At 72.9% G+C, this 17,078-nt stretch carries 14 protein-coding genes and 1 pseudogene; 8 read left to right on the top strand and 7 right to left on the bottom strand.

What is annotated here, in order from left to right; genetic code table 11:
- Positions 1–54: 54 nt before the first annotated feature.
- The 4 genes from ACZZY9_RS10980 to ACZZY9_RS10965 form a co-directional block, all read right to left on the bottom strand.
- The gene (locus ACZZY9_RS10980; RefSeq protein WP_192061328.1) at positions 55–1,185 is read right to left on the bottom strand and encodes an FUSC family protein; all 1,131 of its coding nucleotides are present in this window, start codon (positions 1,183–1,185) and stop codon (positions 55–57) included.
- A 7-nt stretch (positions 1,186–1,192) separates the two neighbouring features.
- Positions 1,193–2,440 carry a CAF17-like 4Fe-4S cluster assembly/insertion protein YgfZ gene (gene ygfZ / locus ACZZY9_RS10975; protein ID WP_463464085.1) on the bottom strand — a complete coding sequence of 416 codons (1,248 nt, stop codon included), beginning with the start codon at positions 2,438–2,440 and terminating at the stop codon, positions 1,193–1,195.
- The gene (locus ACZZY9_RS10970; RefSeq protein ID WP_243215467.1) at positions 2,433–3,068 is read right to left on the bottom strand and encodes a nitrobindin family protein; all 636 of its coding nucleotides are present in this window, start codon (positions 3,066–3,068) and stop codon (positions 2,433–2,435) included. Before ACZZY9_RS10970 ends, ygfZ begins: the two co-directional genes overlap by 8 nt.
- 215 nt (positions 3,069–3,283) lie before the next feature.
- The gene (locus tag ACZZY9_RS10965; protein WP_463464084.1) at positions 3,284–3,577 is read right to left on the bottom strand and encodes a hypothetical protein; all 294 of its coding nucleotides are present in this window, start codon (positions 3,575–3,577) and stop codon (positions 3,284–3,286) included.
- Between the two features lie 99 nt (positions 3,578–3,676).
- Here ACZZY9_RS10965 and ACZZY9_RS10960 point away from each other — a divergent pair, with 99 nt between their 5' ends.
- Positions 3,677–4,357, top strand: coding sequence for a winged helix-turn-helix domain-containing protein (locus ACZZY9_RS10960; protein WP_192061324.1), 681 nt, complete (start codon positions 3,677–3,679; stop codon positions 4,355–4,357).
- Positions 4,358–4,359: 2 nt separating this feature from the next.
- Positions 4,360–5,235: a mycothiol synthase gene (mshD, locus tag ACZZY9_RS10955; protein ID WP_463464083.1), complete on the top strand. Its 876-nt coding sequence runs from the start codon at positions 4,360–4,362 to the stop codon at positions 5,233–5,235.
- Positions 5,236–5,273: 38 nt separating this feature from the next.
- Here mshD and ACZZY9_RS10950 read toward each other — a convergent pair whose 3' ends face one another.
- From ACZZY9_RS10950 to ACZZY9_RS10940, 3 genes are read right to left on the bottom strand one after another with little or no spacing between them, the layout of a single operon-like run.
- Entirely contained in the window at positions 5,274–7,286 is a 2,013-nt protein-coding gene (locus tag ACZZY9_RS10950; RefSeq protein ID WP_463464082.1) for a glycosyltransferase, read from the bottom strand.
- On the bottom strand, positions 7,283–8,488 hold the full coding sequence (locus ACZZY9_RS10945; protein ID WP_463464081.1) for a glycosyltransferase: 1,206 nt from the start codon (positions 8,486–8,488) through the stop codon (positions 7,283–7,285). Before ACZZY9_RS10945 ends, ACZZY9_RS10950 begins: the two co-directional genes overlap by 4 nt.
- On the bottom strand, positions 8,485–9,663 hold the full coding sequence (locus ACZZY9_RS10940) for a glycosyltransferase (RefSeq protein WP_463464080.1): 1,179 nt from the start codon (positions 9,661–9,663) through the stop codon (positions 8,485–8,487). The genes ACZZY9_RS10945 and ACZZY9_RS10940 overlap by 4 nt, the downstream gene beginning before the upstream one ends.
- Before the next feature lie 158 nt (positions 9,664–9,821).
- Between ACZZY9_RS10940 and ACZZY9_RS10935 the strand changes: the two genes are divergently transcribed.
- From ACZZY9_RS10935 to ACZZY9_RS10910, 6 genes and pseudogenes are all read left to right on the top strand, one after another.
- The gene (locus tag ACZZY9_RS10935; protein ID WP_463464079.1) at positions 9,822–10,907 is read left to right on the top strand and encodes a hypothetical protein; all 1,086 of its coding nucleotides are present in this window, start codon (positions 9,822–9,824) and stop codon (positions 10,905–10,907) included.
- Positions 10,904–12,241: a glycosyltransferase family 2 protein gene (locus ACZZY9_RS10930; protein ID WP_463464078.1), complete on the top strand. Its 1,338-nt coding sequence runs from the start codon at positions 10,904–10,906 to the stop codon at positions 12,239–12,241. Before ACZZY9_RS10935 ends, ACZZY9_RS10930 begins: the two co-directional genes overlap by 4 nt.
- A 183-nt stretch (positions 12,242–12,424) precedes the next feature.
- Positions 12,425–12,643 (top strand): hypothetical protein, encoded by a 219-nt coding sequence (locus ACZZY9_RS10925; protein WP_192061319.1) that lies wholly within the window; start codon positions 12,425–12,427, stop codon positions 12,641–12,643.
- 94 nt (positions 12,644–12,737) lie between these two features.
- Positions 12,738–13,772 (top strand): DUF418 domain-containing protein, encoded by a 1,035-nt coding sequence (locus ACZZY9_RS10920; protein ID WP_463464077.1) that lies wholly within the window; start codon positions 12,738–12,740, stop codon positions 13,770–13,772.
- A gap of 99 nt (positions 13,773–13,871) precedes the next feature.
- Positions 13,872–16,041, top strand: a pseudogene (locus ACZZY9_RS10915) (RNA degradosome polyphosphate kinase).
- Complete coding sequence (locus tag ACZZY9_RS10910; RefSeq protein WP_463464076.1) at positions 15,942–16,979, top strand: NUDIX hydrolase; 1,038 nt, start codon at positions 15,942–15,944, stop codon at positions 16,977–16,979. Before ACZZY9_RS10915 ends, ACZZY9_RS10910 begins: the two are co-directional and overlap by 100 nt.
- Positions 16,980–17,078 lie beyond the last annotated feature (99 nt).

The following is a 17,078-nucleotide window of genomic DNA, read 5'->3' as shown; positions in this document are numbered from 1 at the left end:
GGTCGACCGGACAGACGCGGGCGAGCAGGGCGCGGGCCTGAGTCGCGAGGCCGGTCAGACGCGGGCGAGCAGGGCGCGGGCCTCGTCGTGGTCGAGCCCCGTCGCCATGAGCAGGTCGACCAGCAGCGGGCGCATCATCAGCACGATCATCGCCTCGGTCACGGGCGCACCCGGCACGACCACGGCCGGGTCGAGTCGGCGGGCCACAGCGGTCAGCGCCTCGCGCGCGACGGGTCGCCTCTCGACGTCGCGCAGGGACTCGCCGAGCACACCCACGGCCCGCGCGGTGCTCTCGAGCAGATCGCCGACCGCACGGCGATCGACCCCGTCGCCGACGGAGGTGTCGAGCCGACGAGCGATCACCCGGAGGTTGCGCACGGCGAGGTCGACGCAGCGGCGCACGACGGCCTGCTGCCGGAGGTGAGGCAGTCGCGAGCGCAGGAACGGCGACAGCCGCGCGATCGACTGCGCCGACTCGAGGGTCGACGACCAGTCGTCGAGCAGCGGCTGCGTCGAGCGCAGGCGGCGGAGGGCGTCGTCGGCCCGACGGACGTCGTCGGTGCGCACCGCCGCGACCAGCGAGGCGAACGCCTGCTCGACCTCGGCGAAGAGCTGCTCGGCGTCGGCACGGGCCAGACCGATCGGATCACGCGGGATCACCGCCGTGATCAGCAGCGCCACGATGCCGCCGATCGCACCGTCGATGCTGCGGACGAAGGGCCCGCCGTCGGGGTCGGGCAGCAGCATCACGAGCATCGACTGGGTCGCCGCGGCAGCCGCGAACGCGCTGCTCGACGAGAAGAAGCGCCCCACCAGGAGGGCGACGGACAGCACCAGGGCGATCTGCCAGAGCCCCTTGCCGACGATCATCAGCAGCACCTCGCTGAGGGCGATGCCGATTAGCACCCCGACGGCGTTCTCGAGCACCCGTCGCGGCCGGGCGTCGCGGGCGAGCCCGAGCGACGAGATGGTGATCGTCACGGCCAGCAGCGGGATCGCGTGCCCCAGGAGGTAGTGCGTGATCGCGTACGAGAGCGAGACCGCCACGACGATCTGCACGACCGCGGGGCCCGACGCGATCGTGCGCGCGGTGGCCACCCTCGGATCGAACCCGCCGGAGGCGCGGGTCAGCATCGACCGCACCCGTCGCGTCGACGAGGCGCTCGCGCCCTCGGACCCGCTCACCGCCGGGTCAGCGGCGGACGGCGCCGAGACGGGGCAGGCGGGGTACCCCCGCTGCGGCGCCGGCGGACGAGGGCACGATGACCTCCTGCGAGGCGGCGACCACGATGTCGTCGGCGACGACGGCGAGTGCCGCCGTCTCGGGGGTGGTGCGCTTCACGAGCGCCAGCGCGACGGGGCCGAGCTCGTGGTGCAGCGCGACGCTGGTCACGTGACCGACGACGGTGGGCGAGCGGGGCTGCGCTTCGGGGTCGGCACCGGGGTCGGCGTCGGCGGCGGTCTGACCGAACGCGCCGGTCGGGGGCGATGCGAGCACGACGGCGGCGCCGTGCTCGGGCAGCACGCCGTCGCTGCCGTCGAGGTGCAGCATCACCAGGCGCCTCGGCGGGTGCCCGATGTTGTGCACCTTGGCGACGGTCTCCTGGCCGCGGTAGCAGCCCTTCGCCAGGTGGACGGCGCTGCGCATCCAGTCCAGCTCGTGCGGGATGCTGCGCTCGTCGACCTCGGTCGTGAGACGCGGGCGCCAGGCCTCGATCCGCAGCGCCTCGAGGGCGAGCGTGCCGGCGGCGGGCAGGTCGGCGGCGGGAGACGCGGCCAGCGCGGCGAGATCGTCTCGGGCCACGAGGGTCTCTCGGTACGACCACTGCCTGCCGGGGTGGCTCTCGGAGTCGGCGTAGCTGTGACCGCCGACGGCGACCTCGTGCCAGGGGTCGACCCAGGCGATGGCGACGTCGTTCGAGGTGAGCACGGGCACCCGGTCGTCGGCGGAGAGGTCGTGCATCGACCCCACCGTCGCCATGTCGGACGACCGGTCGACGACCTCGACCCGGAGCATGAAGCGCATCCGATCGAGCCAGGCCCGAAGCGGCTCGGTCTCGTCGCCGTCGACGAGCAGCCAGGCGGTCTCGCCGTCGTCGACGAGCCGCACCGCGTGCTCGAGTCGCCCGTTGGCGTCGAGCAGCAGGGTCTCGGTCGATTCGCCGGGCGCCAGACGCCCGACGCTCTGACTGGTCAGCGAGTTGAGCCAGCTGAGCCGGTCGGGGCCGCTCACGGTGAGCACGCCGCGGTTCGAGAGGTCGACGACCGCCGTGCCCTGCGAGAGCAGACGCTGCTCGCGGATCAGCTCGCCGTAGTGGGCGGCGACCCCGGTGCCGTCGTCGACGAAGCCGTCGCGCGCGGCGAACGGCGAGCGGTACCCGGAGCCGGTCGAGGAGGCGGTGGTCGCGTCGGTCGCGCCGCCCGCGGAGGTGTCAGTCAACGCGCGACAGCCTGCCGGACGCGTGCGTGCGGAGCTCCTGGCCGAGGGCCGCGATGTCCCATGCCCAGAGGAGGTCGTTCTCGACGAGCCCGTACATGCGGGTCGACGCCGAGTGCTCTTTGGCATTGCTCGACCGCAGCACGGCGTCGGTCGCCAGATCGATGCGCGGGCCCTTGACACGACCCAGGTAGAGCTCGTTGACCCCGGTGGGGTGCACGATCTGCACCTCGAGACCGAAGCCGTCGTCGGGGGTGCGGAGGATCTCGACGGCGCGCGCCGAGTTGTACGGCTGGACGCCGACGCCGGGCAGCATGCCCGGGCCGCGGTCGCCCACCTCGGCCGGCCGCTCGAGCCGCCAGTAGCCCGTCTCGGTCGTCAACGGCGTGCGCTCGTCGTCGAGCAGCCAGGTGAACGAGCTGTAGTTGAGGAACGGCAGACCGTCGTGGCTGAAGCTGATGCGCTGACCGAACTCGTGGACGCGCCGCTCGGCGGGCTCGGAGCCGTCGGCGGGCAGGTCGGGATCGCCTTCGCCGATCTTGTAGTCGACGACGCCGGTGCCCTCCCATACGCCGATCAACCACGACAGGGGGACGAGCTCGGACGGCAGGTCGGTGGGGATGTCGATCAAGGTCAGCGCTGACCCTTGAAGAGCTTGACCAGCACGACGACCGACACGAACCCGATGCCGAGGGACGCCAGGGCGAGGAGGCCGACGAAGAACAACTCGAGAGCGAGCAAGGAATCCATGCGGGCAACCCTACCCGCCGACCACCGACATCGGGAGGGCCTCAGCAGACCCTCGGGGCATCGGCAGGCGCGCCGCCCTGGGCGGCCGCGCGCGGGTCAGCCGGTGACGGCCACCACCAGGGTCGCCATGGCGAGCACGACGAGGCTGCCGCAGAGGGCCAGCATCGTGCGCGACACCAAACCGTCCTTCTGACTCGCCGCGAGCTGCAGCACGAACGTCAGGACGATCAGACCGCCCAGTGAGAGGGAGAGCCAGGTGAACGCCTCGTCGCGCGGGGCGACGACGACGATGAGCACGGCCGCGACGACGGCGGCGAGCCACACGGGGATGATCGTCAACGGCTTGAGCCGCGCCGTGTCGACCGCGCTGGGGGTCAGGGGATCTGCCACTTCGTCGTTCTCCGTTCGAGACCTGCCCTAGCATCGGGTGGTCGGGATGGGCCGGGCTCATGTTTTAGACTGCTCGACAGTACATTCACTGGAGGTCGTGTGGCGCAGCTCTTGGTACTGACCTCGGCAGGCGGGCCCGACGTCCTCCCCGCGCTCGCACTCCTCAGTCACCGTACCCGCCAGATCCCCGCCGAACCCGCGCAACTGGTGAACGCGCCATCCAGCGATCTGATCTTCGTCGACGCGCGGGCCGATCTCGCGAGCGCCAAGTCGCTCTGCAAGATCCTCCGCACGACGGGCGTCACCGTGCCGATCGTGCTCGTGCTCACCGAGGGCGGGCTCACCGCGGTCAACGCCGAGTGGGGCGTCGACGACGTCATCCTCGAGGGTGCCGGCCCCGCCGAGGTCGACGCTCGCATCCGACTCGTCACGGGGCGTCTCGCCCAGTCGCAGACCGGGTCGAAGATCCACGCGTCGGGTGTCGTCATCGACGAGGCGAGCTACTCGGCCAAGGTGCACGGCCGCCCGCTCGACCTCACCTTCAAGGAGTTCGAGCTGCTCCGGTTCTTCGCGACGCACCCCTCCCGGGTCTTCACGCGCGAGCAGCTGCTCAGCGAGGTCTGGGGCTACGACTACTTCGGCGGCACCCGCACGGTCGACGTGCACGTCCGCCGTCTCCGCGCCAAGCTCGGCGACCTCGAGTCGCTGATCGGCACCGTGCGCAACGTCGGCTACCGGTTCAACGTGTACGACGACGACAACGTCGCGCCGGGGGCCTGACCGTGAGCGATCCCGGCGGGTCGACCCGCGCCTCCTCGGCCGCCTCCGACGGAACGAGCGGCACGGGCGGTCCGGGCCGGATCGCCGACGTGCTGGCCCTGGCGTCCGCGGCCGCGACGACCGACGGGAGCCCCCCGTTCAACGACCAGTCGCTCGTCGAGCTGCGCTCGGGCGAGGCCCGGGTGCTGGGCGACGGCCAGGCGGCGGCGATCGTCCGTGAGGGCGAGGCCGAGCTGGCCGTGCACCCCGAGCACCGCCGCCGTGGTCTCGGTGCGCGACTCGTGCAGACGGTGCTCGACGAGACGACCGGCCCGATCGCCTTCTGGGCGCACGGCGACCTGCCCGGCGCACGGGCGCTCGGCTCACGCTTCGGCGCCGTCGAGACCCGCCGACTGCTGCAGCAGCGGGCCCCGGTGGCCTCGCGCGCACCCCGTCTGTCCGACGGCGACCGCGTCGCGGCCTTCCGCCCCGGTGTCGACGACACGGCCTGGCTCGAACTCAACGCCCGTGCGTTCGCCGATCACCCCGAGCAGGGCTCGCTCGACCAGGGCGATCTCGACGCCCGCCGCGCCGACCCGTGGTTCGACGCCGACGACTTCGTGCTGCTCTGGCGCGGCGACGAGCTGATCGCATTCTGCTGGCTCAAGGTCGAGACCGGTCAGCCGGGCGAGTTCTACGCGGTCGGGGTCTCCCCCGATCACCAGGGCGAGGGCCTGGGAGGCGCGGTGGTCGACGCCGGCATGGCCCGCCTCGCCGAGAAGGGCGTCGGCACGGCGGCCCTCTACGTCGAGGGCGACAACACGGCGGCGCTCCGCCTGTACGCGGCGCGCGGATTCACCGACCACGCGGTCGACGTGCAGTACACGCTCACGCGCTGAGCGGGCTCACGCGTTGCACGCTCACGCGCTGAGCGGGCTCACGCACCGGGCCGGGTCGAGCCGTCCCACTCGGGCACGCGCTCCCAGCCGTCGCCGATGCGCCGCACCGCTCCCCCGCGGGCGAAGGCCTCGAGCCAGCCGGTCATCGGCCACTCCCCCCACTGCTCGGCGAAGAGCCGCCCGTTGCGGAGCACGTCGTCGAGGTGCTGCCACGGGGGCGACGAGGTCGGGTGGTGCTGGTGGTACGCGTCGGCCCCGCCGACCCAGACGAGCGGCCGACCCGCCCGGCGGAACGCGAAGGCGAAGTCGGTGTCCTCGCCGCCGTAGCCGACGTAGCGCTCGTCGAAGCGCGGACCGGAGCGCCAGGCGCGTGCCGTGAGCGCGAACGAGAGCGACCAGAACAGGGCGTACTCGCCGTCGCCGGCCCGGGCCAGCAGCCCCGCAGGAGGCGCAGGTCGAGCCGCGTGCGGAGCGGTCAGGTCGGCGAGCACGGCCGGGTCGTCGACGTCGACGCCGGGTGCGAGGTACGTGACGGGGCCGCAGAGCACCGCGTCGGGTTCGGCGCGGGCGGCGTCGACGTAGCGGGAGACCAGCGAGGGCGAGGGCACGCAGTCGGCGTCGAGGAACACCACGAGGTCGGCGCCGAGCCCCACCGCGGCGTCGGCCCCGGCGTTGCGCGCGGCCGCGAGTCGAAAGCCCTCGGAGGCCGGCGGCATGTGCACCACGAGGTCGACGCCCAGATCGCTCGGGGCGGGATCGTCGTCGAGCCAGACCACGACGGTGGACACGCGCGGAGCCGTCGACCGTGACGGGGCCGACGCGCCGGCGGGTCCGGGAACGGGCTCGGGTCCGAGCTCGGGCTCGGACTCGGGCTCGGGCTCGGGCTCGGGCTCGGGCGAGGCGGCATCGCGCACGACGGCCGCGAGCTGATGCCGCAGGTGGTCGAGTCGGGCGGCCGAGCAGAGGGTGACGACGGCGACGTGCCGACCGGGCTGCTGCTCCGAGCCGGCGACGCGCTCGATGACGTCGGCGGCCCGTCGGGCGGCGCCGGCCGTGCCCCACCGCGCCCAGTCGGGCTCGAGGTCGAGAGCGCGCGCGATGACCTCGGGCCACCGCTCGGCCGTCGGCCAGACCTGCTCGACGACGGCGAGCCCCGCTCGGTCGAGTGCGGTCGCGGTGGCGATCTGCTCGCCGAAGGGCCTCGCCTGCGGCACGACGATCGCGCGGGCGCCCGCGGCGGCGATGTCGGCCACGGCGTTCTGCCCCGCCCAGGTGACGACCACGTCGGCCCGGTTCAGGGCCGGCCACGGGTCGTCGACCACGACGGACGGCCGCCCGTCGACGCCGTCGACCCCGAGCACCGTCCAGTGCGTTCCCGGGGTGGCGGCGCGCGCCTCCTCGATGTCGTCGGCGGTGACATCGTGTCCGCCGCCTCCCGCGAGGACGAGCACGCGGGTGCCGTCGGACCCGGCCGCAGGCTCACGAGCCGCCGCGCGGCGGTCATGCCGGCTGACGCCGCCGGTGTAGGCGACGAGGTCGCGATGGGCGGCGAGATGCGCCGGCTCCATGAGCTCGCGCGGCCAGGGCGCGATGATCGCGGCGGCGAGGCGTTCGATCAGGGCGTGCGGCTCGTCGTCGCGATCACCGGGCTGGGTGAACAGCACGACCGGGACGCCGAGGAGGCGCGCGAGCAGTCCGACCTCGACCGAGACGTCGACGACCATCGCGTCGATCCGCTCGCGGGCGACGGTCTCGGCGATCGCCGCGAGCCGGTCGCGATGACCCCGATGACCCAGCGGCGCCCAGTGCAGCACGCCGTCCGCCGTCGGGTCGGCCCCGGCGGGATCGAGCTCACGCCCGGCCCCGTCGATCTCGACCCCCGCGTCGAGCGGGAGGGTCGTCCAGCGGGTGTCGGCGGGCAGGTCGTCGGGCGCGGGGCGCGAGCTGAACACCACGACGTCGGCGTCGACCTGCGGGCGGACGGCACGGAACCGTGCGACGTGCCCTCCTCCGTGGTGGTGCAGGTACCAGCCGACGACGGGTCGGCTCACGCGGCCTCCTCGGGCCGCTCGGCGTGCGACGCGTCCGACGCGTCGGCTTCGAGCGCGTCGACCTCGAGCGCGTCGTGATCGAGACCCTCGCGGCGGAGACCCTCGCGGCGCACAGTCGCGCGCAGCACCTCCTCGAGGCGGTCGACCCGGGCTCCGAGGGAGAAGCGCGCGATGGTGCTGGCGCGGATGTCGTCGCGCCCCCCGGGCATGCGCGACGCCTCGATGAGGTCCCGGGCGGCGACGGCCAACGCGGCCGGGTCGCCCAGGGGGACGGTGGTGATCCCGACGGAACCACGGGCGATCTCGGTCACGCCCCCCACGTCGTGCGCGGCGACGGGGGTGCCCGTCATGAGCGCCTCGGGCACGACGAGCCCGAACGGCTCGGCCCAGACCGGGGTCGTGAGCGAGCAGGCGCTCCGACCGACGAGGTCAGCCAGCTCGGCCTGCCCGAGAGGCCCGACGTAGGCGACCCGGTCGCCGAGCGCGGGCGCGACGAAGCGGTCGAAGTAGGCCTGGTCGCCGATGCGACCGACGATCGTCAGGGGCAGGTCGAGGAGGCGCGCGGCCTCGATCGCGAGGTGGGTGCCCTTCTCGGGGACGAGACGTCCGAACCACACGAGACCCGCGCCTCCCGGCCCCTGAGGCCAGAGCGACTCGTCGACGCCGTTCGGCAGCACGACCGAGTCGACGCCCACGGCCGACCACTCGTCGGCCGTGTGGCGGCTGACCGACAGGAACGTGCTGCGACCGCCGACCGACGCGCGGTCGGCGGCGAGCAGCTCGGGGATGACGGGCGTGTGCAGGGTCGAGACGACCGGGACCCCGAGCGATCCGGCCCGCTCGAGAGGGAGACCGTGCAGGCAGTGGTTGACGACCACGTCGTACTCGTCGGCGTGACGGCGGATGCGGTCGAGGGCGGCGTCGAGACGGGGAAGCGCGTCGTCGAGGTAACCGGCCGGGTAGGTGTCGTCTGCGGCGATCTCGCCATCAGCCCAGGCGACCGCGGGCATGACGTACTCGGCGGGGCCGTCGGTCATGAAGTCCGAGCCGCGCGGGGCGACGAGGTCGACGTGGTGACCGCGTCGACGGAGGGTCGCGACCTCGTTCCACAGGGCCGACTCGACGCCGCCGGCGTGCGGCTGTCGGATCGGGAACCGGAGGGGGGCGATGGTGGCGATGCGCAAGGGTCGTGGCGGTGTCACGCAGGAGTCCTCTCGGCGGGCGGGGCGGGTCGTCGGGCGGGCTGGATCATGGGATCCGACGGTGCCGGCCGAGCTCGGGGACGCGCCAGGGCGGCGCGGTAGACGGCCAGGTGGGAGCGGACGACATCACTGTCGACCCGGTCGCGTTCGGCCGATCGTGCGGTGATGATGTCACGTCGATGCGTCGTGCCGGGGCGGGCACCCGCCCGGAGCACCCCGTCGAGGGCGTCGGCGAGCGCCGAGCCGTCGGCGGCGAACCGGGCGGAGGCGACGGTCGGGTCGTCGTGCTGGTCGGCGTAGTGCCCGGTGTCGGGTGCGACGACGGGCACGCCGAGGTCCCAGCAGAGCTCGAGCCAGCCCGAGTGGGTGCCGTGCCGGTAGGGCAGCACGCAGGCGTCGAGGCGGGCGAGCCCTGCGGCGAGCGCGGTGTCGTCGAGGCGGTCGTGCTCGACGAGGACGACCGCGTCGGAGGCGGCGCAGAGGCGTCGGACCTCGTCGCGGGCGGCGGGGTCGCGGACGGAGCGGTGCAGGCGCACCTCGCCCGTGACGGCGTGCCCGCGGGCGCGGAGGAGGTCGAGGGCCGCGACGAGCGCCGTCGTGGCGCTCGGCCCGTCCACACCGGGCCGGAGGTCCTTCAGATGCAGGCCGACGACCCTCCCCTCGGCGGCGAAGCCGATGGGAGCGGTGTCGGCGGTGTCGGCGGTGGACTCGGGGCCGAGGAGGCGCGGGTGCGGCACGACGACGGCCTCCACTCCCCAGCGGCGCGCGATCTCGGCCGCGGCGCCCTCGGTCAGGGTCAGAACCGCGTCGACGCGGGGCAGCAGGGCGTCGAGCTGGGCGACGTAGCGGCCCTGGTCGGCGTCGGCGAGCTGCGGGTGGTCGAGGTCGTGGACGGTCTGGACGACGGGCCAGCCGACGGCGTGGGCCGCGTCGACGGCGTCCACGAGGTGGGCGACGTCGAACGACTCGGTGCCGAAGTGGATGTGCAGCAGGTCGGCCTCGTCGGCGTGGGCGCGGATCCAGGCCGCGTCGAGCACCACCGGGGGCCACCAGACGCCCGGCGCGGCGCCGTCGGGGCGCGGGTCGTCGTGGAGTGTGATCGCGTCGTCGGCGGTCACCCGACGCACGTAGGGGTGCGAGGCGGGGACGGCGACGACGCGCAAGGGGCGCGTCATGCTTCCTCCGCTTCTCGGCGCCCGATCGTCGACGACGACTCGGGCCACCTGTGGAACGTACTCCCAGGGAGGCCGATCGGGTGCGTGCTGTCCGTGTTCTCCACAGGGGCCTCGGCAGGCGCTCGGGCGCGGGTGCTGCCGCGTGTAACGTCCGACGCGTGCCCACCCCACTCTGCATCGTCGTCGGCCCGTCCTCTCACGGCGTGACGGCCTACGCGTCCGACGTCGCCGCTTCGCTGATCCAGGCCGACCCGGCGGTGCGGCGTCGCGATGTCGCGACGGCCGAGCTCGCCGAGACCCTCGTCGCCGACGAGCGCCCCGCCCGGGTCCATCTGCACGTGACGGACAAGCTGTTCGGGTCGAGTCTCGAAGACGCGGCCGATCGGATCGAACGGCTGGCCGCCCTCACCTCGCTGACGGTGACCCTGCACGACCTCCCCCAGCCGTCGGACGGCGAGACCGCCGTGCACCGGCGCGCCGCCGCGTACCGCCGCATGGCGCGGGCCGCCCACGGCGTCGTCGTGAGCAGCGAGCACGAGCGGTCGCTGCTGGCCGAGCACGTCGACGACGCTCTCCCCCGCGTGCTGGTCGCCCCGCTCGGGACGCGACCGGGCGCGCCGTTCGCGGCGGCGGTGTCGGCGGGATCGGCGGGGTGGGGCGTGGATGCCGCATCCGCGCCTCCTGCGGCCGACCCGTCCGAGCTGCGCGTCGTCATCGCCGGCTACGTCTATCCGGGCAAGGGGCACGACGACGCGATCGCGGCCTGCGGCGACCTGGTGCGCCGGGGCGAGGCGGCATCGGCGACGGTCGTGGCCCTCGGCGGGCCGTCTGCCGGTCACGAGCGCGACGTCGACGCGCTGGCGTCGGCCGCGACGGCGGTCGGCGTCCGCTTCGAGGTGACGGGGCGCCTCGGAGACGAGGCCTACGCCGCCGCGTTCCACGCACCCGTCGTGCCCCTCGTGGCGCACCGCCACTGGTCGGCGTCCCGCTCGCTGCTCGACTGGGCCGAGCAGGGTCGTCGGGCCGTGGTCGCCGACACCCGGTACACCCGCGAGATGGACGCCCTCCGGCCCGGCAGCATCGCCCTGTACGACCCCGAGTCCGACGGCGCCCTGGCGGCCGCACTGCTCGCCGCGCACCGCGACCCGCGGTCGACGGCGCTTCCGGCCGGCACCTCTCTGGCCCCCACGCTCGACGACACCGCCGCGGCGCACCTGGCGTGGTGGGGCGAGGTCGCCCCGTGACGGGCCCGACGCCCCGTCCCGGGAGGGGGCGCGCCCTGCCGGGGAACCGCTGGGACCTCCTCGACGGGGTGACGCCACCCGCGCCTCCCTCGGTCACGGTCGTCGTGGCGCACTACCGGCAGCAGGCGCAGCTCGACCGCACGCTGCTCGCCCTCGCCCGACAGACCCATCCGACCTCGCGGCTCGAGGTGGTGGTGGTCGACGACGGGTCGCCCGAGACGCCGCGCGTGCCCGACGGGGTGCGACTCGTCGTGCAAGAGGACCGCGGCTTCCGCCTCGCCGCCGCCCGCAACCTCGGCGCCTCGGTGGCCGACGGCGACGTGCTGTGCTTCCTCGACGCCGACACCGCGCCCGAGCCCGACTACGTCCGCGAGCTGACCCGTCTGCCCGCCCTCGCCTCCGACGTCGTCGCGGCCGGTCGCCGACGTCATGCAGCGCTCGATCGGGCCCCCGAGGAGGCACGGGTCGAGCAGGTCGCCCCCGCACTCGAACTGGACGAGCCGGCCTGGCTCCGCCGCGCGTACGCCGACTCGCGAGATCTGCTCGACGCCGACGACCGCTCGTACCGCTTCGTGATCGGCGCGGTCACCGCCTGCTCGGCCGACCTGTTCGCCGACACCGGCGGCTACGACGAGACGTTCACCCGCTACGGCGGCGAGGACTGGGAGTGGGCCTACCGCGCCTGGCTCGCGGGCGGTGTGCTGGCGCACGTGCCATCGGCCGTGGCCTGGCACGACGGGCCGGAGTGGTCGGGCCGCGACCTGGCCGATCGACAACGGGCGAAGAACGCCGAGGCCCTGCTGCTCGCCGATCTCGTGCCCGCCCCCGGGTCCCGCGGCCGGGCGCTGCGCGGGCCGCACGCCGACGTCGCCCTGCACGGGCCGCTCACGGGAGGCGAGGCGGCGCGGTTCGTCTGCCTGGACTCGATCCTGGCGGAGGTGCCCGAGGCGTCGGTCGTCGGGGCGCCGGGCGGGGCGCCGGGCGGGGCGCCGGTCGGTGCGCCTGTGGTCGGCGGCGACGCGGGGCTGGCGGTCGACGGGCGTCGGCTCGACCGGGTCAGGGTCGACGTGGTGGTCGCCGACGCACCGGTGCGGGTGCGCGACGGCGAGCTGCGCCGGGCCGTCGCCGAGCTGGACGGACGCGGGCCCGGGGCGATCGTCTACGTCGACGACGAGGGTGCGACCCTCCTCACCGTCAGCTCCCGGCGAGCGGCGATCAGAGGTCGACGCTGGGGCTCGGATGCACTGCACGAGACCGTCGTGCGCTGCAGCCCCTCCGTGGTGAGACTCGTCGACGAACCCGACGTCGAGGGGTACGTCGGCGGCTGGGCCTAGCTCGGACATCGGGCCCTCGCCCCGGCAAGGGGTACAGGACGGGGTACAGATCGGGCCGCTGACGGGTGCGAGGGCGCCTACTCCCCAGGGGGACGACGATCTGCCATGGCGCTCTCAGCGGCAGGGTGTGGATTGAGGTCGACCGGAACAGACCCCGCCTCGACCGCAGCACAGGAGATCATCATGAACCCCGTCAAATTCGTCTCGGACCTCGGAGTCCAGAGCAAGCACGCCTACTGGGGCGGCTTCGCCTCCATCGTCATCGCGCTCGTCGCCTGGCTCGCCTCGCAGGGCAAGGACTCGTCCGACAAGGCGCAGTCCGACCGCTGGGGCATCTTCATCGGACACTGGGCGCCCACGTTCTTCGCTCTCGGCCTCGCGCTGAAGCAGGAGGAGAAGTAAGCCCGAACACCCTCGTCCCATCGGACGACACCGCCCCGGCGATGTCATCCGATGGGACGACGTCGTTCGGGAGGCGCGGTGACAGGATCGTGACATGTCTCATACCGGACCAGTTCTCGACTTCGTCACCGCGCCTCCCTCGCCATCGCCGTCGACCCGCTGGCGGCTCGTCGACACGATCCGGGGCTTCGCGCTCGCGGGCATCCTCCTGACCAACGTGGGGTCGCTGACGACGCTCGGCTACGGCCTCGAGGCCGGCGACTGGCGGCCGAGCGTGGGTGCCACCGCACTCGATCTGCTCGTCGAGTCGCGCTTCGTCCCGATCTTCTGCTTCCTCTTCGGCCTCAGCCTGCAGCTGATCGTGTCGTCGGCGCGGCGCCGGGGCTCGTCGCCGTGGCCGCCCCTGCTGCTCCGACTCGGGGCCCTGTTCGGCATGGGCCTGCTGCACGCGCTCGTGTTCCCCGGCGACGTCCTGCGGATCTACGCCGTCGGCGGGCTACTGATCCTGCCCCTCGCGATCCTCGCCCCCCGCGTGATCGTCGCCGTGGCGGGGGTCGTGCTGCTGGCGGCCGGCTTCGCCGTCGGCGGCGGGATGGCCACCGTCCCGGGCCTGCTGGCGCTCGGCTCGGCCTCGGCGTCGTTCGGGCTGCCCGCCGCCCTCGAGCGCGGCGGGCCACGCGTCGTCCGGGTGTTCGCCGTCTCAGCCCTGGTGGGCGCAGCCGGCGCCGCCCTGCAGCTCCTCCTCGGCCCCGAGCTGTCGTACGGCTTCGTCGCGGAATCGGTGGGCATGGTCCTGTCCGTCGCGTACGTCACCGGGTTCGCGCTGCTCTGGAGAACACCGGTGCGACGCGTCCTCGCCGCCGCCTTCGAGGCACTCGGGCGCATGGCCCTGACGAACTACCTGTCGGCCTCGATCGTGATCGCATCCCTCGTGGCGCTCGTCCCGGGCGTCGACGCATCGGAGCGATCGGACCCGACCCCCGGGCTGCTGCTGGCCCTCGGGCTTCTCGTCGTGCAAGCCGTGGCGAGCCGCCTGTGGCTGACCCGCCTGTCGTACGGGCCGGTCGAATGGCTCTGGCGGACGATCACCTGGCGGTCGGTCGCGCGACTGCGGGGAGGCGCTCTCTGACACCCGCACCGCTCCTCCTCAGGGCACCCGTCGGCCCTCGTCATCCACCGTTTACCTGAGCGGCGTCGCGAGGGGCCCGGGCGGTGGCACGATAGGACGATGGACAGCGAACCCCGAGTCGACGGCGCCGGCGTCACCCCCGACTTCCTCGACGACTTCGACGAGATCGTCAGCTTCGAAGACGGCACCCTCCCCGCCGAGCGGTACCTCGACCGCGAGCTCAGCTGGCTCTCGTTCAACCAGCGGGTGCTCGAGCTCGCCGAAGACCCGAGCACCCCCCTGCTCGAGCGGGCGAACTTCCTGGCGATCTTCGCGAGCAACCTCGACGAGTTCTTCATGGTCCGCGTGGCCGGTCTGAAGCGTCGCATCGCGACCGGTCTGGCGGTGCCGACCAACGTCGGCCGCGGTCCGAACGAGGTGCTCGCCGACATCAGCAACAAGGCGCACGAGCTGCAAGAGCGGCACGCGCGCGCGTTCCTCGACATCGTCAAGCCCGACCTCGACGAGGCCGGCATCCACGTCGAGAAGTGGTCCGACCTCGAAGAGGCCGACCGCGTGCGCATGCGCGAGATCTTCACCGAGCAGATCTTCCCCGTGCTGATGCCGCTCGCCGTCGACCCGGCGCACCCGTTCCCGTACATCTCCGGGCTGTCGCTCAACCTCTCCATCCGGGTGCGCAACCCGAAGACGATGCGACAGGAGTTCGCGCGCCTCAAGGTGCCGCAGATGCTGCCGCGCTTCGTCCAGCTCCCCGACGACGAATCGGGGCGCGTGCGGTTCATCCCCCTCGAGGACCTCATCGCGAACCACCTGCAAGACCTGTTCCCGGGCATGGAGGTCGTCGAGCACCACGTGTTCCGCGTCACCCGCAACGAAGACGTCGAGGTCGACGAAGACGAGTCGGAGAACCTCATCCAGGCCCTCGAGCGCGAGCTGCTGCGTCGTCGCTTCGGGCCCCCGATCCGTCTCGAGATCACCGACGACATGGATCCCGTGACGCTCGAGCTGCTCGTACGCGAGCTCGACGTGACCGACCAGGAGGTCTACAAGCTGCCCGCGCCGCTCGACCTCGCCGGGCTGTTCGAGATCACCAGGATGTCGCGCCCCGACCTCAAGTACCCGAAGCACCTGCCCACCACGGCCGTGCAGCTGCAGCCGACCGAGCCGAACATGAAGCCCGACATGTTCGCCAGCATCGCCCGCCAGGACATCCTCGTGCACCACCCGTACGAGTCGTTCGCGACGAGCGTCCAGGCGTTCCTCGAGCAGGCGGCCGCCGACCCCAACGTGCTGGCCATCAAGCAGACGCTGTACCGCACCAGCGGCGACTCGCCCATCATCGAGGCCCTGATCGATGCCGCCGAGTCGGGCAAGCAGGTGCTGGCGCTGGTCGAGGTCAAGGCCCGGTTCGACGAGCAGAACAACATCACCTGGGCCCGCAAGCTCGAGAAGGCCGGCGTGCACGTCGTCTACGGCCTCGTCGGCTTGAAGACGCACTGCAAGCTCGCCCTGGTCATCCGCCAGGAGAAGGGCACGCTCAAGCACTACACGCACATCGGCACGGGCAACTACAACCCGAAGACGAGCCGCATCTACGAAGACATGGGCCTGTTCACGTCCGACGACCAGGTCGGCAAAGACCTCACGCGTCTGTTCAACGAGCTTCTCCGGCTACGCCATCGAGAAGAAGTTCAAGCGCCTGCTGGTCGCGCCGCGCTATCTCCGCCGCGGTCTGCTGAAGCAGATCCAGAACGAGATCGAGAACGCCCAGGCCGGTCGCCCGTCGGGCATCAAGATCAAGATCAACTCGATCGTCGACGAGCAGATCATCGACGCGCTCTACAAGGCCAGCCAGGCCGGGGTGCCGGTCGACGTGTGGGTGCGGGGCATCTGCACCATCAAGCCCGGGCAGCCGGGGCTGAGCGAGACCATCCGGGTCCGATCCATCCTCGGCCGCTACCTCGAGCACTCCAGGCTCTTCTGGTTCGCGAACGACGGCGACCCGCAGCTGTTCATCGGCAGCGCCGACATGATGCACCGCAACCTCGACCGCCGCGTCGAGGCGCTCGTCCGCCTCACCCAGCAGAACCACCTCGACGAGGTGGCGTCGCTGTTCGAGAGCGCCATGAGCGACGAGACCGCCTCGTGGTGGCTCGAGGCCGACGGCACGTGGACGAGGCACGCGCGCGACGAGTCGGGCCGGCCGCTGGTCGACCTGCAGAACGCGCTGATGAAGCAGATCAACCAGCGCAAGCGGAGCAGCCGGTGACCGTCGCCTCGACGACCGTCGTCGCCGCGGGCGCGGTGCTCTTCCGCTTCGTCGACGGCAAGGCCCGGGTGCTGCTGATCCACCGCGATCATCACGGCGACGTGTCGCTGCCCAAGGGCAAGGTCGACCCCGGCGAGTCGACGCCGCAGGCGGCCGTGCGCGAGATCCGAGAGGAGACCGGCTATCGGGTCGCCCTCGGCGCCCCCCTCGGGCACGTCGAGTACGTCATGCCCGGCGGCCGCGACAAGATCGTGCACTACTGGGCCGCCGAGGTCACCGACGAGGCCTTCGTCGCCGCCGGCGAGTTCACACCCAACAGCGAGGTCGGCGCCATCGAGTGGGTCGGCATCGACAAGGCCCGCGCCAAGCTGACCTACGAGCGCGACGCCGACGTGCTCGCCCGGTTCGCCGACCGCGTCGCGGCGAAGCACGCCCGCACCTTCGCGCTCGTCGCCCTGCGTCATGCCAAGACGACCGCCCCCGGCGACTGGAGCGGTTCGGACGCCACGCGGCCGCTGCTCCCCGCCGGTCGGCGGCAGGCCAAGTCGATCGCCCCCGGGATCGCCGCCTGGTCGCCGCAGCGGATCGTCAGCAGCACGGCCGCCCGCTGCCTGGCCACGCTCGAGCCCCTCTCGACTCTGACCCGCGTCGGCGTCAAGCAGACCGACGCCATCAGCCAGGACTCCTTCGAGAATGGTTCCGACGACGTCGCGAGCGTCGTCGCGAAACGTCTCAAGAAGCGCACCAGTGCGGTGCTCTGCAGCCACGGCCCCGTGCTGCCCGAGCTGATCCGTCAGATCGCGCTCGCGACCAAGGGGGGCGAACGGCTCGATCTGCGCCGCGCCTCCTCGTTGTCGCCGGGCGAGTACACGGTGCTGCACGTGTCGACCACCGACGCCTCGCTGGTCGCCGTCGAGACGCACGGCCCGCTCGCCTGACGCTGCGCCGCCCGGCCCGCGCGCGGCGCCGCCCTGCCCGCGCGCGGCGCCCGACGACTGTGCAAATCGCGACCGCGCCCGCCCCTGTGCAAATCGCGA

This window comes from Frigoribacterium sp. AC394 (assembly GCF_979258095.1).
This window is presented reverse-complemented; position numbering and strand designations above follow the sequence as displayed.